We start from the raw sequence: 23758 nt of genomic DNA, 5'->3' as shown, positions 1-23758 counted from the left end.
CCCCCGCACGGCCTCACCCGACTCCGGGTGGGGCCGTCCGCATGTCTGCCCGGCCGAGCCGATCCAGCTCCTCACCGATGGCGTCCCGCAACGTTGCGTGCCGCACCCCGAGCGCGTACCGCTCTTCGGCCCACATGTCCGGCGGATACAGCCACACGGGCCGCCGCACGAGCTCCGCGGGCTCCCACTCGTACCGCGGCCACACATGCGCGTGCAGGAACCCGTCGGCGTTCCCGAGAATCTCCAGATTGACCCGCCGGAACCCCGTCTCCACCCGCCGACAGGCCCGCTCGACGGCTTCCCCCAGCCGGTCCATGCCGTCCAGGAACGCCAGCCGCCCGCTCCGCGGCAGCTCCGACAGCCGCTGCACCGATGGATCATCGGTCAGCAGCACCGAATAGCCGGGCAGGAACTGCACATCCCCGATCACCGCGAACCCGGAGTCCAGCCGCCTCATCACCGCCGGGTTCTCACCCCGCAGGGCGCTCCCGATCCGGTCGTCGCGCCACGTACCCACCACATCGCCCCCGGAACTCGCAGAAAACGCAGACGACCCGCGAGTCTGGTTCCTCCTGAGGAGGAGCCGGCCGGACGTACCGGCGACTCGCGGGTCGGGTGACTGCTGGAGATCGGGCCGGCTGCGCGCTTCGCTCACGCGCTGGTCCGGCACCGCACTGTGCGTGGTGTCGGGCCGCTAGCCCGCAGCCACCTCACGCGTCCGGTTCTCATACATCTGCCGAACCACCTCCCTTCTCGTGTACCTGGAACCCTAAGAAACCGATCGGCCTCGGATCAACCGTTTTTTTGAGACCTTGACTCCATGACGCAGCGGCAGGCGATTCTCAGCGGTTCGGTGTTCGAGGAGCGGATCGGGTATGCCCGGGCCGTCGTGGACGGGGACTGGGTGCATGTGTCGGGGACGACCGGGTTCGACTACGCGGACATGACGATCTCCGAGGACGTGGTGGAGCAGGCCGGGCAGTGTCTGCGGAACATCGGGGCCGCGCTGGAGAAAGCCGGGTGTTCGTTCGCGGATGTCGTGCGGGTGCGGTACCTGCTGCCGGAGCGGGACGACTTCGAGCCGTGCTGGCCGGTGCTGCGCGCGTGCTTCGGTGAGGTGCGGCCGGCCGCGACGATGTTGGTGTGCGGGCTGGCGGACCCCCGTATGAAGATCGAGATCGAGGTGTACGCGCGGCGGGGAAGCGGTGGCGGGGCCCTGCCGTTGATCGACTGACGGCGGCCGGGCGGCCACCGGGGCGTTGACGTGGGGATTGCCGCCGTACAACGATTCCTTCAATGTTGTGGGAACTCGGTGTGCGCTGGGTCACGTTCCAGTTGAATGATTGCAAGGAGCGAACCGACGTGCCGTACGTGCGGACGCAGCCTGCAGGGGGTCCAGGTGAGTGCTTCCCGGCGTAGTGGGACCACCGACGAGCTGGGGCCGGACGAGCCCGAGCGGGAGAGTTCGGATGGTTCGGATCTGCTTGCCGCTTTGCTGGACGGGATGGACGCGGCGCTGTGCGCGTTCGACGCCGACGGGGTCGTGACGCACTGGAACCGTGAGGCGGAGCGGATTCTCGGCTGGAGCGCGGACGAGGCCGTGGGGCGGCGTGGGCTGGCCGGGTGGGCCGTGCGCAGTGCGGACGCCGAGGAGGTCGAGGGGCGGCTGCTGTCGGCGATGCACGCGCCGGGGCGGCAGGTGCACGAGTTCGCCCTGCTGACGAAGGACGGCGGGCGGGTGCTCGTGCGGACCCAGTCGGCGGCGGTGCGCGGGCCCGACGGAAAGCCTGCGGGGGTGTACTGCGCGTTCAGCGAGGTGCACACGCAGATCGATCTGGAGCGGTCGATCGCGCTGAGCGAGGCGCTGTTCGAGGACGCCAGCTGGGGTGTCGTGCTGGTGGACGTGGACCTGCGGCCGGCCGTGGTGAACGCGCACGCGGCCCGGGCACTGGGCACGGGCCGTACGTCGGTGCTGGGGCGCCCGCTCGGCGAGCTGCTGGCGCAGGGCGTGGAGGAGCTGGAGAGCGCGCTGCAGCATGTGCTGGCACAGGGTGCGCCGCCCGCGCCGGCCGAGGTGTGGGTGACGGTGCGCGCCTCGGAGGGCGAGAAGCGGCGGTGCTGGCGCAGCGGCTTCCTGCGGCTGGCCTCGCCCCTCGCGGAGGAGCCGGTTCCGCTGGGGGTGGGCTGGCTGTTCCAGGACGTGACGGAGGCCAAGCAGGCCGAGCAGGAGGCGTCGCTGCTGCGGTTTCGTACGCAGCAGTTGCACCGGGCGTCGCGGGCCGCCGCCGAGTGCGAGGACCCGGCGGAGGCGGCGACGGTGCACCTGGACTTCGCCCTGGCCGGTTTCGCCGACCACGCGCTGATCGACCGGGTCGCCGGGGGCGCGCTCACCGACGCGGAGGCCGAGGGGCCGGTTCAGCTGGTCCGGGTCGCCGCCACACCCTCGGGGGCGCCGGGCCCGAGCAAGCTGGCCGGCCGCGCGGGCCTGCCCGTCCGGTACGCCGAGGGGCACCCGGCCCTGCAGTGCGTGGAGCGGGTGGGAGCCCTGCGCGCGAGCGCGGGCACGGCGGCGCCCGAGGCGGCCCGCGAGTGGGCCCTGGCCCGCCAGTGGCCCCCGGAGGCGGTCCACGCCCTGTGCGCGGTGCTGCGCAGCCGGGGCCGGACCCTGGGTGTCGTGACGTTCCTGCGGGGCGCGGGCCGCAGCGCCTTCGAGCGGTCCGACGCGATGTTCGCGGAGGACGTGGCGGTGCGGATCGCGTCGGCGCTGGATCTGGCGGGGATGTCGGACGAGGAGTGACAGGCGCCCGCCCCGTTCTGCTCAGTGCCGGTAGAAGATCCGGTCGCGGTACTGCTCCATCACGCGGACATTCCAGTCGTGGCCGCCGTCGACGTTCCCGGAGCGCAGCAGGGGCGGCTCGATGCCGCGGTCGGCGAGGGTGGTGGCCGTCGTCGCCATGACGGCCTGGAGGAGGGCCGAGGTGACGACGGTCGAGGAGGGGGCGAAGGGGGCCGGGATGTCGTCGTGGGTGAGTTCGGCGTCGCCGACCGCGATCTTCGAGTCGAGGACCAGGTCGCAGTGGTCCTTCAGGTACGTCCCCGAGGCGTGCCGGGACTTCGTTTCCGAGGCGTAGGCGACCGAGGTCACGCCGATGACCTTGACGCCCAGGGCGCGTGCGTTCATGGCCATCTCCACGGGCAGGGCGTTGCGCCCCGACAGGGAGATGATCAGCAGGGCGTCGCCCTCGCGGAGCGGGGAGCTGTCGAGGACGGCGCTCGCGAGGCCGTCGACGCGTTCCAGGGCGGAGCCGAGCGGCGCGGGCATGACGTCGACGCCGACGACGCCCGGCACGGCGAGCAGGTTCATCAGCGCGAGACCGCCGGCGCGGTAGACGAGGTCCTGCGCGGCAAGGGAGGAGTGCCCGGCGCCGAAGGCGAAGAGCCGGCCGCCGCCCGCGACGGTGTCGGCGAGGAGCGTGCCGGCCGCGGTGATGCCGTCGGCCTCCTCGTCGCGGATCCGCCGGAGCAGGCCGATCGCGGCGTCGAGGAACTGTCCGGCCGGCGCGCGGTCGCTCATACGGGGTCCCTTCGGGCTGGCCTGGGCGGCTTGTGTCGCGCATCACGGTGCGGTCTGGACCAGTGCGGTGTCAATACGGCCGTGAGTGTCGCGCGCCGGGCGCCGGGAAGCCCCCGAAAGGAAAGTCCGTACCCTTTGCCCAGGCGGGTAATCCCCGGCTTTCCCTCCCGCGGCCCGGTTGTCGGTGGTATCCGGCAGAATTGGGTGCAGGGCCAGCGCACACGCCGGTGAGCCGTCCAGCCTCCGGCAGATCTCATTCGAGGGGCACGTATGTCCGGACTGATCGACACCACGGAGATGTATCTCCGCACCATCCTCGAGCTGGAGGAAGAGGGTGTGGTCCCCATGCGCGCCCGTATCGCCGAGCGGCTGGACCAGAGCGGGCCGACCGTCAGCCAGACCGTGGCGCGAATGGAGCGCGACGGCCTGGTGTCCGTCGCCAGCGACCGGCATCTGGAGCTGACCGACGAGGGCCGACGGCTGGCCACGCGCGTGATGCGCAAGCACCGCCTCGCCGAGTGCCTGCTCGTCGACGTGATCGGCCTGGAGTGGGAGCAGGTCCACGCCGAGGCGTGCCGCTGGGAGCACGTGATGAGCGAGGCCGTGGAGCGCCGCGTGCTGGAGCTGCTGCGGCATCCGACGGAGTCGCCGTACGGCAACCCGATCCCGGGTCTGGAGGAGCTGGGCGAGAAGGACGGCGCCGACCCGTTCCTGGACGAGGGCATGGTGTCGCTGGCCAGCCTCGACCCGGGCGCCGAGGGCAAGACGGTCGTGGTGCGCCGGATCGGGGAGCCGATCCAGACGGACGCGCAGCTGATGTACACGCTGCGGCGGGCGGGCGTGCAGCCCGGCTCGGTGGTGAGCGTGACCGAGTCGGCGGGCGGGGTGCTGGTGGGCAGCGGCGGCGAGGCGGCCGAGCTGCAGTCGGACGTCGCCTCCCACGTGTTCGTCGCCAAGCCCTGAGCCGACCGGCCTTGAGGGGCCCCGAGCCGTTCGGCCCGTGAGCCCGGCCCCTGGGCCGACGGGCCCTGGGCCGGCCGGTCGGCGTAGGCCAACTCCCGTTGCGGATGCGGTGCTTGTGGCGGTGGCGTGATCCGGACCGAATCCGGGGCCCAGTCCGCCGAATGGCAGCGCTCGTACGCTTCCCGTGCGACGCTGTCGCGTGAGGCATATGACCTGAGGGGCTCTGGGCCGCGGCTCGACAGCGATGTCGCCCGGCCGGGGAGGGGGCGGGAGGATGTGCCGTGAGGATGTGGAGAGCCCCGGCGCCGTATGGCGCCGGGGCCTGTCCTCCCCTGTGCTGACCCGGAGCCCCGAGCTCTCAGGGTCATTCCCCTCGGACCGGTTTCCCCGAGCGGTCCGCCTCCCGCTGAAGATCTCCCCTCGGCAGCGGCGATCAATCCCCGGGGATGGTCACTCGAACGAGGGGTGTTGCCCGCGAGGACCCCATCTTCGAAAGCGCATTCGATAGTCTGCGGGCGGCGCACGGCACACTTGCACCGACAAGTACGACGACAAGCAGGGCAGAAGGCACAGCAGGCAGAACACGGTTCACAGGACCGGCCGGCTCGAGGGAGCCACGGTCCGCGCGAAGCTTGGGGGGTGCCAGGACATGGCGCGACGCATCGACGTGACCGGGACGGGTGGCGTACGCCTGGCGGCCTGGGAGTTCGGCGACCCGCCCAAGACCGATCCGGCCCGGGACGGGCAGGGGGCGCCCGCCGGGCTCGCCGCACCGGAGGGCTCGCCGGGCGTGCTGTTACTGCACGGCCTCATGGGCCGCGCCTCGCACTGGGCGTCCACCGCCCGCTGGCTCTCCGCGCGCTACCGCGCGGTCGCCCTCGACCAGCGCGGCCACGGCCGCAGTGACAAACCCCCGCAGGGCTCCTTCACACGTGACGCCTACGTCGACGACGCCGAAGCCGCTCTGGAGCAGCTCGGCCTCGCCCCGGTCGTCCTCATCGGTCACGCCATGGGCGCGCTGACGGCCTGGCAGCTCGCCGCCAAGCGGCCCGACCTGGTCCGCGGGCTGATCATCTGCGACATGCGGGCCTCCGCGCTCGGCGCCGCCTCGCAGCGCGAGTGGGGCCAGTGGTTCAAGTCCTGGCCGCTGCCCTTCGCCACACTCGCCGACGTCCGCAAGTGGTTCGGCGAGGACGACCCCTGGGTGGAGCGGCCCAATCCGGCCCGTGGCGCGTTCTACGCCGAGGTGATGGCCGAGTCCCCGGACGGCTGGCGCCCGGTCTTCGACCCGGAGCAGATGCTCCGCTCCCGCGAGACGTGGGTGTACGACGCGCACTGGGAGGAGCTGGCCCAGGTCCGCTGCCCCGCCCTGGTCGTGCGCGGCCTGGACGGCGAGCTGGGCCGCGCCGAGGCCCAGGAGATGGTCCGGGTCCTGCCCCGTGGCCAGTACGCGGAGGTCGCCGACGCCGGTCACCTGGTGCACTACGACCAGCCGGAGGCCTGGCGGGCCGCCATTGAACCGTTCCTGGACTCGCTGGGCGACAACTGACGCCGTCCCCGGTGATCACGGTGCCGGCACCGACCGCGACGTCGGGGCCGAGGTCCGCCCGGATGCCGGGCGTCGACTGAGCCGAAGTACCGCTTGTCCGAGCCGAAGACCACGGGCACGACGTCCGCCACGACCTCGTCGGCCAGGGCGCGTCACCCCTTGCTGACCGCCGCGAGGATCTCCGGCAGCCGCCGGGCCGTCCGCGGAGCGGCCAGTTTCAGCCCCGCCGCCGCGAGAGCCGCCCCGTACGCCGTGCCCACCGGCAGCAGCAGCCACGTCCAGTCGTCGCCGTCGGCGCTCACGTTCAGCCAGATCGTGAGCGCGATGACGGGCGCGCACAGCAGGGCGGCCGCCATCATCCCGCCGAAGATGGAGATCCAGGCGAGCCCGGTCTGCCCGGGGGCGACGTTCTTGTAGCCCTCCTGCGGGATGGAGTAGGGGAAGCGGGCGGACGTCCACGCCCCGGTCGCGAGCATCGCGCCGAGCAGCGCGAAGGACAGCCCCAGCGCCTCGGGCAGCCGCTGCCAGTCGCCGAGCATGGCGGTCGTCAGGACCGTCACGAGCGCGGCGTACGGCAGGGTGATCAGCAGCAGGGCGTACGCCCGGGCGCGCAGCTCGACGTAGGCGTCGTGCGTCGAGGAGATCGTCATCGCGACCATCCAGAACGCGGAGGTGTCCTGCCCGAACTGGTTGTACATCTGGATGCCGAGCATCCCGGCGGCGAAGCACGCGAAGTACACCGACCCGGTGCCCTGCCAGGCGTTGAACACCGGCACGATCAGCCCGATGGCCAGCGATGTTACCCAGGCCGTCTTGGTCTTCGGGTCGCGCCACACGTACCGCAGGCTGCGCTCCATGACCGTGCCGGTACGGCCCGGGGGAAGCAGCCGCCCCAGCCCGGTCGACGACCGCTCCCGGGCGGCCGACTCGGCGCTCGGCAGGGTGGATCCGTCGGGCGAGGTCATCAGCCGGGTCAGATGCCGCGACCACATCGCGAGCAGCGCCACCAGCGCGCCGGCGGACAGTGCCAGTTGCGCCAGGGCGACCCCGTACGACCCCTCGCCCACCGCGTGCACGGCCCCGATCGCCGACGCCGGGGGCACCCACTGCAGCACGCCGGCCGCCGGGTCGAGTTCGCCCAGCCCCGACGCCCCGATCCGCTGCGCGCCGAAGTTGACGATCTGCGCCCCGATCGCGATGACGAGCCCGCTCAGCACCGCGAGGTCCCGGCCCTTGCGGCTGGTCAGCAGCCGGACGTTGGCGGCGGCGACGGCCCGCGCGAGGGCCACGCACACCAGCAGGGCCAGTACGACGGCGACGGCACCGACGGCGAACGCCGCCCCGCCCCGCGCCACCGCGATCACGGAACCGACCAGCAGGCACAGCGTGAACAACGGCCCGATGCCCACCAGCGAGGAGGTGAGCAGTGCCCGCATCAGCGGCCGGGGCCGCAGCGGCAGCATCACCAGCCGGGTCGGGTCGAGGGTCTCGTCACCGCTGGGGAAGAACAGCGGCATCACCGCCCACCCGAGCCCCAGTACCGCCACCGCCAGCACGACCACCGACTCGGCGTGCGCGTGCCCGCGCAGCGCGATCAGGCCGATCAGCTGGAGCGCGGCGAACAGCAGGGCGAAGACGGCCGACGTGATGTAGGCGGCCTTGCGTCCGCCGGACTGCCGCAGTCCGTTGCGCAGCAGCGACAGCTTCAGCCGTACGAAGACGGGGGTGATCGCCTCGGCGCTCACCGGGACCCGCCGCCCAGCCAGTCGAGGTCGGACGCGGCGTCCCGGCCCTGCGCGCCGACGAGTTCGAGGAAGGCCCGCTGTAGCGAGGGCGCGTCCCCGCGCACCTCGGCGAGCGTGCCGGTGGCGCGGATCCGCCCGGCGGCCATGACGGCGACCCAGTCGCACAGCGACTCGACGAGCTCCATGACGTGGGAAGAGAACACGACCGTGGCGCCCGAGGCCGTGTACCGCTCCAGGACGCCCCGGATGGTCTGCGCGGAGACGGGGTCGACGCCCTCGAACGGCTCGTCCAGGAAGAGCACTTCGGGATTGTGGAGGAGAGCGGAGGCGAGACCGATCTTCTTGCGCATGCCGGTCGAGTAGTCGACGACCAGCTTGTGCTGGGCCCCGGCCAGATCGAGGACGTCGAGGAGCTGCGTGGCCCGCTTGTCGACCTCGGACCCGGGCAGCCCGCGCAACCGCCCGCTGTATGCCAGCAGTTCCCGCCCCGACAGCCGCTCGAACAGGCGCAGCCCCTCCGGCAGCACCCCGATCCGGGCCTTCACCTCGACGGGGTCCCGCCACACGTCGTGCCCGACCACCTCGACGGTCCCGTGGTCGGGCCTGAGCAGCCCGGTCACCATCGACAAGGTGGTGGTCTTCCCGGCCCCGTTAGGCCCGACGAGCCCGATGAACTTGCCCGCGGGCAACTCGAGATCGACCCCGGCAACAGCGACCTGCTGCCCGAACCGCTTCCAGAGCCCCCGCACACGCACAGCGCTGGTTTCCACCGCGTCTCCCTCCGTCACCTCGCAGCCTACGGTGGCGTTCTTGAGGGGCGCGGGGAACTGCGCGATCAACCACGACGAAGCCGCAGCCGCAAACGAACACGAAGCAGGCAGACGCGACGGCTACCGATCCCGGCCGCACGCGTAAGCCAACGGCGAGATCAACTCCTCCGCATCCGGCAGCCACCGATTCGCAGGTGTCGGCCGGCAGGCCCACTGCACAGCCCCCCGGGACCCGAACCGCGTAGGCGGCGCAGCCACATACGCACCCTCGCCCAGCACGGTCAGATCCAGCGACGACACCGACCACCCCAGCTTCCGCACCAGATCGGGCACCTTGACACCGGCCCCCGGCAGCACGAAGAACTCCATCCGCCGGTCCGGCGTGAGCGTCACCGGTCCGAGCGTCAGCTCCATCCGCTCCATGCGCGCGAGTGCCAGGAACCCGGCCGTCTCCGGCACGGAGATCGCGTCGAACGTCCGCCCCGTGGGCAGCAGGATCGACGAGGTCGGCTGCTTCTGCCACATCCGCCGCGCGACCGTCGCACTGCCCGTCGCCTGCGTCGCCCAGTCCGGACGCGCCGGGTGCGACCCGGGGGCCGGACACGCCGCGTCACCGCAGGAGCAGCGCTGACTCCCGTCGACGGCTTCCAGCCAGGTGCCGGGGAACACGTCCCAGTGGCGCTCCTCGGCGTAGCGAACAGCGGTCTCCAGCAGCGATTCCCCGCGCTGCTTCGGGATCTGAGCGGCTTCGGCGCCGGCGATCGTCTCTTCCACGATGAACACAACTCTGGTCGTCACCAGGGGTTACGCCCACCCGTGTGCGCGGGGGAGAGCATCGCCCCTGTTCCCGGGGCGCATGGATGCATGTGCGGGGGCGCGCAGGAGGATCCATGGCCGCAGGTGGGTAGCCAGACGTGGGGCCGGCACCAGCCGTTACCCCGGCATTCCTCACATGCCTCGCATTTTCGCCTGGTCGGCGGGGCATTGATCTTCACGGCCGGATCTTTTCGCTGGGACGTGAGGGGCTCGGCCGCGGAAGACACGTCAACTCGGTGCGTGGGCAGGCACCGCAGCCACAGGGGGTACGCCATGGCCGCAAGGCCGCTCGTCGCCCGGCAGCCGAACGAACGGCTCCAGGCGCTCATCCAGGAAGCCGGATGCTCCAACGCCGGCCTGGCCCGCCGGGTCAACATGTGCGGTGCCGAGCACGGCCTCGACCTGCGCTACGACAAGACGTCGGTGGCACGCTGGCTGCGCGGGCAGCAGCCGCGGGGCCGGGCTCCGGCGATCATCGCCGAGGCCCTGGGCCGCAAACTCGGCCGTACGGTCACGATCGACGAGATCGGTATGGCCAACGGCAAGAACCTCGCCTCGGGCGTGGGCCTGCAGTTCTCGCCGACGGTACTGGGGGCCATCGAGCAGGTCTGCGAGCTGTGGCGCAGTGACGTGGGGCGGCGGGACTTCCTGTCCGGTTCCTCCGTGGCGTCGTCCGCGCTGGTCGAGCCCAGCCGGGACTGGCTGATCTCCGCGCCCGACGCGCAGGTGTCGCGCTCGGCGGGGCCGCGGGTGGGGCAGTCCGACGTACAGGCGGTCCAGGCCATGACCCAGGCGCTGGTGGACCTCGACCACCAGTACGGCAGCGGGCATGTGCGGCCGGTCGTCGTGCACTACCTCAACAGCGTCGTCTCGGGGCTGCTGGCGGGCTCGTACCGGGAGGCGGTCGGGCGGGACCTGTTCGCCGCGGTGGCCCGCCTGACGGAGCTCGCCGGGTACATGGCCGTCGACACGGGGCAGCCGGGCCTGGCCCAGCGCTACTACATCCAGGCGCTGCGGCTGGCGCAGGCCGCCGGGGACCGCGGCTACGGCGGGTACGTCCTCGCGGCCTCCATGAGCCATCTCGCCGCCCAGCTCGGAAACCCGCGGGAGATCGCCCAGTTGGCGCGGGCGGCGCAGGAAGGGACGCGTGGGCGCGTGTCACCGCGGGCGGAGTCGATGTTCCTCGCGGCGGAAGCGCGCGGGCACGCCCTCATGGGCGACGTGCGCGCCGCCCAGTCCTCGGCCGGGCGCGCGGTGAGCGCCCTGGAAGCGGCCGACCCCGCGGCCGGGGACGACCCGGTGTGGATCACGCACTTCGACGAGGCTTATCTCGCCGACGAGTTGGCCCACTGCCACCGGGACCTCGGGCAGGCCGAGGCGGCGGCCCGGTGCGCGCAGGAGTCGCTGGCCGGGCATCCCGAGACGCGGGCGCGCCGCCGGGCGATCGGCTATGTGCTGTTGGCCACGGCGCAGGTGCAGCAGCGGGAGATCGAAGAGGCGTGCAACACCGGCATGAAGGCGGTGGAACTGCTGGAGGGGCTGCGCTCCAACCGGGGCGCCGAGTACCTGGAGGACTTCCAGCAGCGGCTGGAGCCGTACCGGGACGAGGCGGTGGTCAGGGAGTTCGGGGCGCGGCTCGACCTGCAGGCGGCGGCGTGAACACAGGGTCCGCGGATGCGTGAACGTGCGGCGAACGGCAGCTCCGCGCGCAGGAGGTGACATGGACAGCGTGCCGTGAGCCGGTGGTGTTACCGCGCTCACAGGGCAGGAGGCCGGGCCCTGTGCTGCGTGGCACGGGGCTCTGGGGACCCGGTAGCGTGACCCGACGATTCACAAGGTCCCCCATTAGTAGGAGTCCCGGTGACGCAGAGTGGACAGGGCGAGGAGCCCTCGGCGCGCCCCGCGCGCGAAGGCATCGTGCTGCCCTCCGACGGTGGCGAACCACTGCTGCCGGGCATGACGGGCGGACCGGGTGACGCCCCCGGTCGCCGGCCCGCCCCGCCTACGACCGGCGGGCCGCAGTCCTCGGCCCCCGCGGAGGGCCAGACCTGGGGCGGGCCGTGGGGCCCGGGCCGGCAGCAGACCCCGCCCCCGCCGCCGGGTCAGACCTGGCAGTCCGAGCCCCAGCAGTGGAGCGCGCCGGAGCCGCCCGCGTGGGACGCGCACGCCCCGGGCGCACTCCCCCCGGAGGGCACCCAGCCCCCCAGCCCCTACGCCGGCACACCGGCGAACCCCGGCCCGTACGGCACGGCTCAGCCGCCCGCGGGCCACGAGGGGTACGACCCGTACGGCGCCCAGGGCGGAGGAGCCCCCCTCCCTCCGGAGGGTTCCGGCACGCACGGGGCCGGGCAGGCCGGGCCGCCGCAGCAGTCCGCTGCCGGGTACGGGCCTCCCGCCGGGGGCGGCCTGCCGCAGACAACCTCCGGGTACGGGTATCCGCACGGGGCCGGTCTGCCGCAGGGCACCGACGCCTACGGCGCCCCGGCCGGGGGCGGAGCCCAGCCGCAGCCGGGATCAGGTGCGCACGCGGCTGGATCCGGCGACTGGCAGGTGCCGCAGCAAGGCTCCGGGTACGGGTATCCGCACGGGGCGGGCCTGCCGCCGGCCGCCGGCGCGTACGGGCCCGTCGGCACAGGAGCCCCGCTGCCCTCGCCCGCCGACGAGGGCGCCACCCAGTACATACCGCCCGTCGCGGGGGACGCGGCCGCCGCTGCCACGCAGTATCTGCCGCCCGTCGCGCCGGCCGCCGACGAGGGGGCGACGCAGTACATACCCCCGGTGGGCCCGGGGGCGCTGCCGCCCGAGATGTCTTCCGGTGAGGACCCCGAGGCGACGCGGTTCCTGGGGACCGGCCCCCGGGCCGGGGCGGGAGCCGGGCCGCTGCCGGCCGCCTCGCATCCGACCGCCTCGCATCCGGACGCCGAGGCGACGCAGTACATCCCGCCGGTGCCCGGCGCGGACAAGCAGCCGCCCGCCGAGTTCGACAACCTCTTCCGCAGCGAGGGCGGTGCGGAGAGCCCCGCCGGTGCCACGCAGCAGATGCCCCGCATCGAGCAGCCCCGGCCGCAGTCGCAGCCCTCGTACGGCGCTCCCCAGCCGTCCCACGCTCCGCCCGCCGGAGGCCGGTCGCGCGGTGGCCGTTCCGGCTCGCGCGTACCCGTCATCGCCGCCGTCGGCATCGGCATCGCCGTGCTCGGCGTCGGCGCGGGCGCGCTGCTCGCCGCCGGCGGCGGCGGTGACGACGACGGCGGCGACAAGAAGACCGTGGCCGCCTCCGCACCCGCGACGGACGGCTCCGCCTCCCCGTCCGCCGACCCGGCCCGGGCCCAGGCGGTCGAGCTGGACAAGCTGCTCGCCGACAGCGGCAACAGCCGCAGCACCGTGATCAATGCCGTCGCCGACGTCAAGGGCTGCGACAACCTCCCCAAGGCCGCCAAGGACCTGCGTGACGCGGCCAAGCAGCGCAGCGGGCTGGTCACGCGGCTCTCCGGCATCGAGGTCGACGAGCTGCCCGGCCACGCCGCGCTGACGACCGCCCTCACCAAGGCCTGGCAGGCTTCCGCCTCGGCCGACAACCACTACGCGGCCTGGGCCGACCAGACCGCCGGCAAGAAGGGCTGCAAGAAGGGCCAGGCCCGCGTCACCGGCCAGACCCAGGCCGGCAACCGGGCCAGCGGCGTCGCCAGCGCCGAGAAGGCCAAGGCGGCCGGGGTGTGGAACGGGATCGCGAAGAAGTACGGCCTGACCGAGCGTCAGCCCACGCAGCTCTGAGAGACGGATCCGGCGCGGACGTGAACCGCTGAGCGGGGTGCTCAGTAGTTCACGTCGGCGTTCTCCAGCGTCCTGGTCGTGTCGACGAAGCCCTTGCGCGCCGAGACCAGCCGTCCCTCCCGCACCACCTGGAGGGTCACGTTCGCATTGACCAGGCGCGGGAAGCCCACGGCGGCGAGTTTGTCCTGGAACCGCCACCGCAGCGTCGGTGTGAGCCCGCCCGTGGTGACCTCCAGACCGTCGCCCAGGGCGTCCGTCACCGTGTCGGCGGAGACCTCGCCGTCACCGAGTGACTCGACGATCTGCCGGAACACCGTGTAGGCGATCCACGTGGTCTGCACCCCGGCGTCCGCGGGGTCGATGCGGTTGTCGCCGAAGGCCTCCTCCCGGATCACCCGCTTCATCCCGTCCCAGCGCGGATCGCTCGCCACCGGGTACCAGCCGGTGATGTAGGAGCCCTCGTAGGGGCCCGACGTCCCGCCGGTCGCGTCGATCGCCGTCTGGTCGACGCTGCCCAGCACGGTGGCCGTCCGTACCTCGGGGTAGTCCTCGCGGGCCCGCCGGAAGGAGTCCATGAAGGTGCCGTTGCGGTCCCCCAGGGCGGGCACCACGCACCCGCGGTCCTCCGTGCCGGTGGTCGTCGTGCGCAGAGCGCGCTCGGCCTGGCCGTCGTACTCGGTGGCGTCCTCCGCCGCCCGCTGGTCGTTCGAGGCCCGGTGCCCGCCGGCCTTCAGGCCGGAGTCGAGCAGCGGGGGCAGCTGGTCGCCCGTGATGGTGTCGGGCCGGATCAGCGCGACGGGCCCGCAGTCGGCGGCGAGCGCGCTGCCCAGACCGGCGAGCAGCGCGGGCTGGCCGCCGTTGACGGGGTAGGACAGGGGGCTGGTGAACTCGGCGTTGGTGATGCCGTAGCCGCCTATGTAGGGGATGCCGGCACCCTCGAGCGACGGGAAGAAGGAGTCCGCGTACTGGCTGTAGGATCCGACGACCGCGACCACGTTCTCCTTGGCGGCCCGCCGGGCGCACTTCGCGGCGGCCACGCTGTCGTTGTGGTCGTTGCAGGTCAGCACATTCAGCTTGCGGCCGTTGATCCCGCCCTTGGCGTTGATCCAGCGGGCGTAGGCGAGGGCGAAGGCGGGCATGCCGGGCTTGTTGGTGGCCTTGGTGTTCTGTGGAGCCCAGGTCATGACGGTGATGGTGTCGGTTCCGACATCCCCCGTGGTGCCGGGGACGACACCGCATCCGGCGAGGAGCGACGTGCACGCGACCGCCGTGCCCGCGGAGAGGACGCCGTTTCTGGCGTGACGGGTGAGGAGGCCGGGGAGGAATGTGCTGCGAGTGCGTCGCCTGCCGGTCATGGTTCCGCACGATTCCGCCACACGGCTAACCCATGAGTGATCTCTGGTCAACAATGGGTGACGCGTAGGTGAATTGCGGGGGCCGGTGTGACCGATGTGGAGGGGAACGTACGATCGATGACCGTGCAAGCTTCGGAGAACTCTTCCCGCCGTGGCCGTCGCTCATCCACCATGGGCGGCATGCCTGCCAACGACATGCCGTGGTGGCGCTGGCGCAGCAACGTGCGCTCGGCGCTGCACATGCTCTCCGATCCCGGATTCCAGCGGGACGTCTGGCTGGCCGGCGTGGACGGCTACGGCGACGTGACCGACGCGGTGTACCGGCTGGTCGAGGACACCTGGCTGGACCACTGGTCCGCCGAGAAGTACGTCGGGACGATCTTCCGCGACTCGCAGGAGGCGGCCCTCGTGGACTCCGCGGTGCTGCGGGTGCTGCGGATCATGCACCAGGTCGGGCCGGACGCGCCGGTCGCCGCGTACCTGGAGCACGAGGCGTGGCCGGAGGCGGTCCGGGCGGCCCGGGACGCGCACGTGCGGCTCGCGGCGAGTGACGGCGAGGAGCCGGACTCGGCGCCGCGCAGCCTGGACGTGCTGCGGATCATGACGAGGTCCGCCTAGCGGTTCCGTGGCGGCCGCCTCCGGTCCGCCCCCCGGGTCCGCCCAGCGGGACGATTGCCGGTGGTGTCGTTCCTTGTGGGAACCTGTCCTGCATGAACGAGCAGTCCACCAGCGCCGCGGTCCCGGCCGATCAGTACGTCCTCACCCTTTCCTGCCCGGACAGGAAGGGCATCGTGCACGCCGTGTCGAGCTACCTGTTCATGACCGGCTGCAACATCGAGGACAGCCAGCAGTTCGGCGACCACGACACGGGACTGTTCTTCATGCGGGTCCACTTCTCGGCGGACGCGCCCGTGACCGTGGAGAAGCTGCGGGCCAGCTTCGCGGCGATCGGTGACTCGTTCCAGATGGACTGGCAGATCAACCGGGCCGACCAGAAGATGCGCATCCTGCTGATGGTCAGCAAGTTCGGGCACTGCCTGAACGACCTGCTGTTCCGGGCGCGGACCGGGGCGCTGCCGGTGGAGATTGCCGGAGTGGTGTCGAACCACACGGACTTCGCCGAGCTGGTGGGCTCGTACAACATCCCCTTCCACCACATTCCGGTGACGAAGGACACGAAGGCCGAGGCCGAGGGGCGGCTGCTCGACATCGTGCGCGAGGAGGGTGTCGAACTGGTCGTGCTCGCCCGCTACATGCAGGTGCTGTCGGACGACCTGTGCAAGGCGCTCTCCGGGCGGATCATCAACATCCACCACTCGTTCCTGCCGAGCTTCAAGGGCGCGAAGCCGTATCACCAGGCGCATGCCCGGGGTGTGAAGCTGATCGGCGCGACGGCTCACTATGTGACGGCTGATCTCGATGAAGGCCCGATCATCGAGCAGGAGGTCGAGCGGGTCGGGCATGACGTGACGCCCGAAGGGCTGGTCGCGATCGGGCGGGACGTGGAGTGCCAGGCGTTGGCCCGGGGCGTGAAGTGGCATGCCGAGCGGAGGATTCTGCTCAACGGGCGGCGGACGGTGATTTTCGCCTGAGAGCCCCTGAGGACCTCACATCCTGCTCAGTGACGCCGCCGCGAACAGGACGTCCCTGATCGCCTCTCTGTCTCCCACCTGGCCCGCCGCCGCCTCCTGCGGAGGGACGTGGCCGGCGGCCAGGCGGCAGAACTCGACGCCGTCCAGGGCCACGTGGGCCACCTCGTGCTCGGCGGAGCCCTTCGCCGCGGGGGAGTCCAGGGGGATCAGCCACTCGCCGCCGCCCGAGCCCTCGATCTCCAGGCGGAGGCTGCGGCCCGGTTCACCCGCCGCGACCAGATGGCGGTGGTGGGCGGGGGAGGCCAGACCGGCCCGGCGGCGATGGGCCAGGACCGTCGGCAACATCCGGGCCGCCAGGTCGATCATGCGGTGCAGATGGCGCGGCGAGGGCGGGTCGTAGGGGTAGTCGACCGCGTCGGCGATGTCCTCCGCGTGCACCCAGCACTCGAAGGCGCGGTCGAGCATCGCGTCGTGCAGCGGCAGTTCGAAGTCGCCGTACGACACCGGCGTCTTCCCCGCGCCGCCGCCCGTGAAGGACACCGTGCGCACGAGGCTGTGACTCTGCTCCCGCCAGGGCGCGCGGACGAAGCGGGTCGGTGGGAAGTGGGAGGCGCGCCAGAACGCCTCGGTGCGGGCCGCCGGGGTCGGGCGCGGGGACGGGACGTCGCCCAGCGGGTCGTCCAGGCCGAGCGCGACCGCCACCAGACCGTCGACGCTGAGCAGATGCGCGATGACCCCGGCGACGGTGGTGCGACGACTCGTCGACGCGTCGGCCCGGAACCAGCGCAGCCGTACCGGCGCGTGCCATTCGGAGTCGCCGAAGTCCTGCAGCAGGGCGTCCAGGCGCGCGGTTTCGGCGTCGTACGCGGCGGCCCAGTCCGGCACCGGGATGCGCGGCGGGCGCCGCTGCAGGCAGGTGTCCAGGACGCGGGTGCGCAGCCCCGGGTCCAGGTCGAGGCTCTCGGGGCGTTGCAGCAGCCCCACCGCCTCGCGCAGCCGCCGGGCCTCGTCGGCGCAGGAGCCGCAGTCGCCGAGGTGCTCCTCGACGGCCGCAGCCTCCTCGGCCGAGCACGCGGCCAGCGCCCAGGCACCGAGCAGGGCCTTGAGCACGGCGTGCTCGAAGACGGGCGGGGCGGGCGGCGGTGCCGTGAGGCCGAGGTCCGCCGGCGCGGGCAGCGGCAGCCCGCCGTCCTCTACGGAGGCCCGGGGCATGGGTATCCGCGGTGGGCGCCCCTGCTCGGGGGCGGCACCGCGCTCGGGACGGTCCGGCCCCTCCGGTCCGTCGGACATGCCGGGGCCCGAGGGGGTGCCGAGGCCTAGCCCACGCTCGCGGTTTTCGCCCCGAATGCCGCTCTCGTCCCGGCTGTTGCCCTTCTCCTCGCAGCCGTTCTCGTGGCCGTTCTCCCCCTCGTCGCCGTCGTACGCCTCGAATCGGTCCGGCCCGTTCACACCGCACCCCCGTATCCGGGCGGTGCGCCCGGGGCCTCGGTGTCGTGGGCGGTGGAGAGCAGTTGCAGGCCCAGGCGCAGGCGGCGGCGGGCCTCGTCCTCGGTGATGTCTAGGTCGGCGGCGGTCTGGCGGTAGTCACGGCGCTGGAAGTAGGCCCGTTCCAGGGCCGAGCGCAGCGGGACGGGCATGGACTGGACGATGTAGTCGGCGCGGGCGGCGACCGAGGCGCGGCGCACCTTGTGCTCCAGTTCCTCCGCGGTGCCGGAGCCTTCGCGGGTGAGGGCGGCGGTCTCGGTGGCGCGCAGCCGCTGCACCGCCAGCCGGTGGGTCAGTGTGGCGACCCAGGTGCGCAGCGGGCCCTGCTTGGGGTCGTAGGAGTCGGGATGCTCCCAGATATGGAGGAAGACCTCGCGCGTGATGCCGTCAGCGGCGCGCTCGTCGCCGAGCACGCGGTGGGCGAGACCGTGCACGAGGGAGGCGAACCGGTCGTAGAACTCACCGAGGGCGGCCGCCTCTCCACGGGCGAGCCGCTGCTGCATCTTGCGGTCCCAGCGAGGCGGTACGTCCTTTTTCGCCATGCGGGCCCCTCACCCCCTGCTCGTGTCCCGCGCCCGTGCTCTGTCCAGCCTGTGCCCGACGTCTCCTCGAATGTAGTCGGCACGTCCGGTAGCGCACGCCCCTTTGTGGCAATGTGCGCCCCCTGACCGGCCGCAGGTGGTAGAGGACCACCGGCATTCGCACCGAAAGCCTTTGGACTCGCGCCTACCCCACCGCCCTCCGATCAGACCTGACTGAAGAGGATCGAACAGGATCGAAGTCGACTAAAACAAGCCTCTTCCGCGGGGGATCCGTTTTTCGGGTTGTGTTTCAGGGAACGGCCGCTGGGCAGCCGCGCTGCAAGGAAGCGTAGGGACTGCTTCCGTTTTGGCGAGTGAGGGGCGTGGTGGTGACCTTCAAAGTGACCGGCGGCGAGCAGGGCGAATGGGCCGTGCTCCAGGTGTCGGGCGAGCTGGATCTGGTGACGTCGCCGGTGCTGCGCCAGCGCGTGCACGACGTCGTGGCCGAGGGGCACCACTGTCTCGTCCTGGATCTGTCCGAGGTGTTCTTCTGTGACTCCAGCGGCGTCGGCGTGCTCATCGCGGCCCGTCGGCTGATCCGCTCCTGCCAGGGTCGGCTGCGCCTCGTGCTGCCCGCCCGGGGCGCGGCCGACGGGTCCCACGTCAACCGGGTCCTCGGCGCGCTGGGCGTGCGCAGGCTGTTCGACGTGTACGGCGATGTGCACGCGGCCCTCGGCGACGAGGGCGAACCTCTCTCCGCGTGACGGCGCGATGACGCACCGTAGAACGAGTGTTGCCGTTCCGGCACGCCGTTGTCCCGGAATTCCCCCGGTCTTGGCACAAGTGACGTTTTCCCGCGCCCGAACGGCTCCCTCCGTCGTACGCTCCGACTCAGACGCACCCCACCCGAGTAAGGCGGCCCGAAAGAGACATGGTCAGCAGCGAGTACGAGCGCAGGATCGCCGCCCGGTTCGCCACCTTCGACCAGGACGGCAACGGCTACATCGACCGCGAGGACTTCTACGGCGCGGTCAAGGCGCTGCTCACGGAGTTCGCCGTGGCGGCCCGGTCCGACAAGGGGCAGGCCCTGTACGGCGGCGCCGAGGCCTTCTGGCAGGGCATGGCCGGGATGGCGGACCGCGACGGCGACCAGCGCATCACGCGCCAGGAGTTCGTCGACGGCGCGGTCAAGCGCTTGCGCGACAACCCCGACCGGTTCGCCGAGATCGCCCGCCCCTTCCTGCACGCGGCCCTGGACGTCGCCGACACCGACGGTGACGGCGCGGCGACGATCGAGGAGGTCGGCCGTGTTCTGAAGTGTCTCGGCGTCCCCGAGGACGTCGCCGGGCCGGCCGTCGCCACGCTCGACGCGGACGGTGACGGCAAGGTCGGCGAGGCCGAGGTCATCCCGGCCTTCGCCCGCTACTTCACCGTGCCCGAATAGCCTGATCACGGGCGCGTGCCCGACGGCGTCACGTGCCCGCATAGCGCTCGCGGAGCTTGTACTTCAGCACTTTCCGCAGGGTCTCGCCCCGCGGAAGGGCGGCCACCACCTCCAGCCGCTCCGGCAGCTTGTGCACCGACAGTCCCTCGGCGCGCAGGTAGGCTGTCACGGCGGCGAGCGTCAGCACCTCGGCCTCCGGGGGCTGTTCCACCACCGCGCACACCAGCTCCCCGCGTGCCGCGTCCGGCAGTCCGATCACCGCCACGTCCCCGACCGCCGGATGCCGGTGCAGCAGGTCCTCGATCTCCTGGGCCGAGATGTTCTCGCCCTTGCGGATGATCACGTCCTTCAGCCGGCCGGTGAGGACCAGGTGCCCGCTCTCCGTGAGGCGCCCCAGGTCGCCGGTGCGCAGGAACCCCTCCCCGTCGAATGCCTCCGCCGTCTGCTCCGGATCCAGATACCCACGGCACACGGCCTCCCCGCGCAGCCGCACCTCCCCGTCCACGATCCGGATCTCCATCCCCTCCGGCGGCCGTCCCTCGGTCGTCGCCAACAGTTCGGGGCTGTCGTCCGGCGCCCCCATGGTGATCATCGGCACCTCGGTCATGCCGTACCCGTGGGTGAGCCGCACGCCCATCTCGCGCACCACGGCGTGGTACAGCTCCGGCGGCTTGGGCGCCCCGCCGCCCGCCAGCAGCCGCAGGGTCGGCACCACGGGCGTCCCGGGCCGCTTGCGCTGCTCCGCCAGGAACATCGAGTAGAACGCCGTCGACCCGCCCGCCATCGTCACGCCGTGCGCGCGGTACGCCTCCAGCGCGTCCGGCAGCGCGAACTGCTCGAACAGCACCGCCGGGAAGCCGTACAGCAGCAGCATCACCGTGTAGTCGGGCCCGCCGATGTGGGCGTACGGGAAGGCGATCGACCCCACGTCGTCCGCCGAGGGCCGCAGCGCGTGCGCCAGGCAGGAGCCGCCGGCGAGCAGCGAACGGTCCGTGTGCAGCACGCCCTTGGGGTCGGAGGTCGTGCCGGACGTCCAGTAGATCCAGCGGACGGCGGTGCCGTCGCAGGGCGGGGCGGGCAGTACGGACGGATCGCCGTCGGGCAGGTCGTCGTAGGCCTCGAAGACGCCCTTCGCGCCCAGCCGGCGGGCCATCTCCGTGTGGTCGAAGCCGCGCCAGGTGCCCGGCACCGCGAAGAACTCCGCCTTCGACTCGCGCAGCGCGAAGCCCACCTCGCGGTCCCGGTAGAAGGGGATCACCGGGGTCTGCACGGCGCCGAGGCGGGCCAGGGCGAAGGACAGCACGGCCGTCTCGATACGGGTGGGCAGCTGCCAGGCGACCACCGTGCCAGGGCGTACGCCCATGCCGTACAGGCCGGCCGCGACCCGCTCGGCACGCGCGTGCAGGGCGCCGAAGGTGAGCGTGCGCTCGTCCTGGAGGAAGAGCGGGCGGCCGGGGGTGAGGGCGGCGCGGCGGGCGACCAGCTCCCACAGGGTGCGGGACGAACTCAGGGCGTGCGGGGTCTCGTTCACGGATGCCCCCTGCTCCTCGGCAGTGCTCCTTGGCTGACGGATCGTCAGGTGGGATGCTAACTGACGATGCATCAGATAAGTACCGTCCGGCGGAGGGGACCCATGGCCACAGAACTGCCTCGCATCATCAGCGTCGACGACCACGTGATCGAGCCCGCCCACCTCTTCGACACCTGGCTGCCGGCCAAGTACCGCGACCGCGGCCCGAAGGCACTGACCGCCGGGATCGGTGAACTCGCCTACATCGGCGGCAAGTACCGCATCACCATGGATCCGGACGGCCAGCCCACCGACTGGTGGATCTACGAGGACCTGAAGTTTCCGTACAAGCGCAACATCGCCGCCGTCGGCTTCGACCGGGACGAGATGACCCTGGAGGGCATCACCCGTGAGGAGATGCGGCCCGGCTGCTGGGATCCGAAAGAGCGTCTGAAGGACATGGACCTCAACCATGTCGAGGCCAGCCTCTGCTTCCCGAGCTTCCCGCGGTTCTGCGGCCAGACCTTCGCCGAGGCCCACGACAAGGAGGTCGCCCTCGCCTGTGTGCGCGCCTACAACGACTGGATGGTCGAGGAGTGGTGCGGCGACAGCGGCGGGCGGCTCATCCCGCTGTGCCTGATCCCGCTGTGGGACGTCGGCCTGGCGGTCGCCGAGATCCGCCGCAACGCCGTGCGCGGGGTGCGGGCGGTGACCTTCTCCGAGATCCCCACCCACCTCGGGCTGCCGTCCATCCACTCCGGCTACTGGGACCCCTTCTTCGCGGTCTGCGAGGAGACCGGGACGGTCGTCAACATGCACATCGGATCGTCCTCGCAGATGCCGGCCGCCTCCCCGGACGCGCCGCCCGCCGTCCAGGCCTCGCTCAGCTTCAACAACGCGATGGCCTCGATGATGGACTTCCTCTTCAGCGGGGTCCTGGTGCGGTACCCGCGCCTGAAACTCGCCTACTCCGAGGGCCAGATGGGCTGGGTCCCCTACGCCCTGGAGCGCGCCGACGACGTCTGGGAGGAGCACCGCGCCTGGGGCGGCGTGCGCGACACGATCCCCGAGCCGCCGTCGACGTACTACTACCGGCAGATGTTCTGCTGCTTCTTCCGCGACAAGCACGGAGTGGCGTCGATCGACGTGGTCGGCCGGGACAACGCCACCTTCGAGACCGACTACCCGCACGTCGACTCGACCTTCCCGCACACCAAGGAGGTCGCCCTCGACCACGTCAAGGGCCTCGACGACGAGACGGTGTACAAGCTGATGCGGGGCAACGCCATCCGGATGCTCGGCCTGGACCTCGACCGCTGATGGACCTGTCGTACACGCCCGAGGAGGAGGACTTCCGGGCCCGGCTGCGGGACTGGCTCGCGAAGACGCTCCCGGATCTGCCGCCCAAGCCGTCCCCCGGCGACTGGCCGGGCCGGCGGGCGTACGACCTCGGCTGGCAGCGCAGGCTCCACGACGCCGGGTACGCCGACGTCCACTGGGACGGCACACCGGGCGTCCGCCTGATCTTCCTGGAGGAGACCGAGAAGGCCGGCGCGCCCTATGTGGGCGCCAACTTCGTGGGGCTGCTGCACGCCGGCCCGACCATCGCCGCCGAGGGCACGGACGAGCAGCGGGCACGCTGGCTGCCGCCGATCCTGCGCGGCGAGGAGGTCTGGTGCCAGGGCTTCAGCGAACCGGAGGCCGGTTCCGACCTCGCGGCCCTGCGCACGCGCGCGTGGCGTGACGGCCACGACTACGTGGTGAGCGGCTCCAAGATCTGGACCTCCCACGCGGAAGTCGCCGACTGGTGCGAGCTGTTGGTCCGCACCGACCCCGAGGCGCCCAGGCACCGGGGCATCACGTGGCTCGCCCTGCCCATGGACACGCCGGGCATCACCGTACGGCCGCTGCGCACGCTCGCCGGGTCGGCCGAGTTCGCCGAGGTGTTCCTCGACGAGGTGCGGGTGCCGGTGCGCAACCGGGTCGGCGAGGAGAACGACGGCTGGCGCGTGACCATGGTGACGCTGTCCTTCGAGCGGGGCACGGCCTTCGCGGGTGAGGTCGTCGCCTGCCGCCGGGTCCTGGCCGAACTGGCCGTGGAAGCCCGTGAGAACGGCCGCTGGGACGACCCGGCACTCAGGCGCCGGCTGGGCAGGCTCAACGCGGAGTTCCGGGCGCTGTGGCGGCTCACGCAGTGGAACGTCAGTGCGGCGGAGGCGTCGGGCGGGGTGCCGGGCGCCGGCGGCTCGGTCTTCAAGCTCCGCTACTCGCAGGCCCGCCAGGAGCTCTACGACGCCGCCGCCGAGGTGCTCGGCCCCGACTGCCTCGACCTGGACCGGCCGTGGACCCTCGACCGGCTGTCCTCCCTCTCCTACACCATCGCGGCCGGCACCTCGCAGATCCAGCACAGCATCATCGCCGAGCGCGTCCTCGGCCTGCCGAAGGGACGGTGAGGTGCCGTGCGGTTCCGCCTGACGGACGACCAGCGGGCCCTGCGGGACGGGGTCCGCGAGGTGCTCGCACGGCATTTCGACGGGCAGGCCCTGCGGGCTGCCGTGGAGGGTGGGGGTGCCGGCGGGTGTGGTGCCGGGGTGAAGGGCGGCGGTATCGGCGGTGAGGAGACGGGCCGTTGCGGGGTGGACGGTTCCGCGTCGGACGGCGGC

The 23758-nt window shown here is 72.2% G+C and carries 21 protein-coding genes and 1 pseudogene; 12 read left to right on the top strand and 10 right to left on the bottom strand.

What is annotated here, in order from left to right:
• Positions 1-13 precede the first annotated feature (13 nt).
• Positions 14-520: an HIT family protein gene (locus CEB94_RS17855; protein WP_175433186.1), complete on the bottom strand. Its 507-nt coding sequence runs from the start codon at positions 518-520 to the stop codon at positions 14-16.
• A gap of 300 nt (positions 521-820) precedes the next feature.
• On the opposite strand from CEB94_RS17855, the gene CEB94_RS17850 reads away from it, so the two are divergent.
• Together CEB94_RS17850 and CEB94_RS17845 are read left to right on the top strand one after the other, a co-directional pair.
• Entirely contained in the window at positions 821-1234 is a 414-nt protein-coding gene (locus CEB94_RS17850; RefSeq protein WP_175433185.1) for a RidA family protein, read from the top strand.
• A 105-nt stretch (positions 1235-1339) separates the two neighbouring features.
• Complete coding sequence (locus tag CEB94_RS17845; RefSeq protein ID WP_175433184.1) at positions 1340-2797, top strand: PAS domain-containing protein; 1458 nt, start codon at positions 1340-1342, stop codon at positions 2795-2797.
• Between the two features lie 21 nt (positions 2798-2818).
• Here CEB94_RS17845 and CEB94_RS17840 read toward each other — a convergent pair whose 3' ends face one another.
• Complete coding sequence (locus CEB94_RS17840) at positions 2819-3574, bottom strand: SIS domain-containing protein (RefSeq protein ID WP_175433183.1); 756 nt, start codon at positions 3572-3574, stop codon at positions 2819-2821.
• Positions 3575-3844: 270 nt separating this feature from the next.
• Between CEB94_RS17840 and CEB94_RS17835 the strand changes: the two genes are divergently transcribed.
• The gene (locus CEB94_RS17835) at positions 3845-4537 is read left to right on the top strand and encodes an iron-dependent transcriptional repressor DtxR (RefSeq protein WP_175433182.1); all 693 of its coding nucleotides are present in this window, start codon (positions 3845-3847) and stop codon (positions 4535-4537) included.
• A 649-nt stretch (positions 4538-5186) separates the two neighbouring features.
• Positions 5187-6086: an alpha/beta fold hydrolase gene (locus CEB94_RS17830; protein WP_175433181.1), complete on the top strand. Its 900-nt coding sequence runs from the start codon at positions 5187-5189 to the stop codon at positions 6084-6086.
• Here CEB94_RS17830 and CEB94_RS42210 read toward each other — a convergent pair.
• From CEB94_RS42210 to CEB94_RS17810, 4 genes and pseudogenes are all read right to left on the bottom strand, one after another.
• Positions 6020-6232 (bottom strand): annotated as a pseudogene (locus CEB94_RS42210) (hypothetical protein); the annotation flags it as partial. The gene CEB94_RS17830 and the pseudogene CEB94_RS42210 sit on opposite strands and share 67 nt — an antisense overlap.
• Before the next feature lie 6 nt (positions 6233-6238).
• Positions 6239-7831 carry a transporter gene (locus CEB94_RS17820; protein ID WP_175433180.1) on the bottom strand — a complete coding sequence of 531 codons (1593 nt, stop codon included), beginning with the start codon at positions 7829-7831 and terminating at the stop codon, positions 6239-6241.
• Positions 7828-8619, bottom strand: a complete 792-nt coding sequence (locus CEB94_RS17815) for an ABC transporter ATP-binding protein (protein ID WP_175433179.1) — start codon at positions 8617-8619, stop codon at positions 7828-7830. Before CEB94_RS17815 ends, CEB94_RS17820 begins: the two co-directional genes overlap by 4 nt.
• Before the next feature lie 102 nt (positions 8620-8721).
• Positions 8722-9384 carry a bifunctional DNA primase/polymerase gene (locus tag CEB94_RS17810; RefSeq protein WP_175437048.1) on the bottom strand — a complete coding sequence of 221 codons (663 nt, stop codon included), beginning with the start codon at positions 9382-9384 and terminating at the stop codon, positions 8722-8724.
• A gap of 306 nt (positions 9385-9690) precedes the next feature.
• On the opposite strand from CEB94_RS17810, the gene CEB94_RS17805 reads away from it, so the two are divergent.
• Together CEB94_RS17805 and CEB94_RS17800 are read left to right on the top strand one after the other, a co-directional pair.
• A complete protein-coding gene (locus CEB94_RS17805; RefSeq protein WP_175433178.1) occupies positions 9691-11076 on the top strand; it encodes an NsdA family TPR-like regulatory protein in 1386 nt (461 codons plus the stop codon).
• 201 nt (positions 11077-11277) lie between these two features.
• Positions 11278-13188, top strand: a complete 1911-nt coding sequence (locus CEB94_RS17800) for a hypothetical protein (protein ID WP_175433177.1) — start codon at positions 11278-11280, stop codon at positions 13186-13188.
• 41 nt (positions 13189-13229) lie between these two features.
• Here the strand turns inward: CEB94_RS17800 and CEB94_RS17795 are convergent, their stop codons facing one another.
• Positions 13230-14543, bottom strand: a complete 1314-nt coding sequence (locus CEB94_RS17795; RefSeq protein ID WP_175433176.1) for an ABC transporter substrate-binding protein — start codon at positions 14541-14543, stop codon at positions 13230-13232.
• A 117-nt stretch (positions 14544-14660) separates the two neighbouring features.
• Here CEB94_RS17795 and CEB94_RS17790 point away from each other — a divergent pair, with 117 nt between their 5' ends.
• Together CEB94_RS17790 and purU are read left to right on the top strand one after the other, a co-directional pair.
• Positions 14661-15161 (top strand): SCO4402 family protein, encoded by a 501-nt coding sequence (locus CEB94_RS17790; RefSeq protein WP_175433175.1) that lies wholly within the window; start codon positions 14661-14663, stop codon positions 15159-15161.
• A gap of 92 nt (positions 15162-15253) precedes the next feature.
• Positions 15254-16135 carry a formyltetrahydrofolate deformylase gene (purU, locus tag CEB94_RS17785; protein ID WP_175433174.1) on the top strand — a complete coding sequence of 294 codons (882 nt, stop codon included), beginning with the start codon at positions 15254-15256 and terminating at the stop codon, positions 16133-16135.
• Between the two features lie 15 nt (positions 16136-16150).
• Here purU and CEB94_RS17780 read toward each other — a convergent pair whose 3' ends face one another.
• Positions 16151-17584 carry a zf-HC2 domain-containing protein gene (locus CEB94_RS17780; protein ID WP_246111831.1) on the bottom strand — a complete coding sequence of 478 codons (1434 nt, stop codon included), beginning with the start codon at positions 17582-17584 and terminating at the stop codon, positions 16151-16153.
• The gene (locus CEB94_RS17775; RefSeq protein ID WP_175433173.1) at positions 17581-18162 is read right to left on the bottom strand and encodes a sigma-70 family RNA polymerase sigma factor; all 582 of its coding nucleotides are present in this window, start codon (positions 18160-18162) and stop codon (positions 17581-17583) included. Before CEB94_RS17775 ends, CEB94_RS17780 begins: the two co-directional genes overlap by 4 nt.
• Before the next feature lie 362 nt (positions 18163-18524).
• On the opposite strand from CEB94_RS17775, the gene CEB94_RS17770 reads away from it, so the two are divergent.
• Positions 18525-18905: an STAS domain-containing protein gene (locus tag CEB94_RS17770; RefSeq protein ID WP_031136021.1), complete on the top strand. Its 381-nt coding sequence runs from the start codon at positions 18525-18527 to the stop codon at positions 18903-18905.
• A 167-nt stretch (positions 18906-19072) separates the two neighbouring features.
• Positions 19073-19585, top strand: a complete 513-nt coding sequence (locus tag CEB94_RS17765) for an EF-hand domain-containing protein (RefSeq protein WP_175433172.1) — start codon at positions 19073-19075, stop codon at positions 19583-19585.
• A gap of 28 nt (positions 19586-19613) precedes the next feature.
• Here the strand turns inward: CEB94_RS17765 and CEB94_RS17760 are convergent, their stop codons facing one another.
• Positions 19614-21116 carry a class I adenylate-forming enzyme family protein gene (locus tag CEB94_RS17760; protein WP_175433171.1) on the bottom strand — a complete coding sequence of 501 codons (1503 nt, stop codon included), beginning with the start codon at positions 21114-21116 and terminating at the stop codon, positions 19614-19616.
• Between the two features lie 102 nt (positions 21117-21218).
• On the opposite strand from CEB94_RS17760, the gene CEB94_RS17755 reads away from it, so the two are divergent.
• Both CEB94_RS17755 and CEB94_RS17750 read left to right on the top strand, forming a co-directional pair.
• On the top strand, positions 21219-22415 hold the full coding sequence (locus tag CEB94_RS17755) for an amidohydrolase family protein (RefSeq protein ID WP_175433170.1): 1197 nt from the start codon (positions 21219-21221) through the stop codon (positions 22413-22415).
• On the top strand, positions 22415-23548 hold the full coding sequence (locus CEB94_RS17750) for an acyl-CoA dehydrogenase (protein ID WP_175433169.1): 1134 nt from the start codon (positions 22415-22417) through the stop codon (positions 23546-23548). Before CEB94_RS17755 ends, CEB94_RS17750 begins: the two co-directional genes overlap by 1 nt.
• Positions 23549-23758 lie beyond the last annotated feature (210 nt).

This window comes from Streptomyces hawaiiensis (assembly GCF_004803895.1).
Classification (GTDB): domain Bacteria; phylum Actinomycetota; class Actinomycetes; order Streptomycetales; family Streptomycetaceae; genus Streptomyces; species Streptomyces hawaiiensis.
This window is presented reverse-complemented; position numbering and strand designations above follow the sequence as displayed.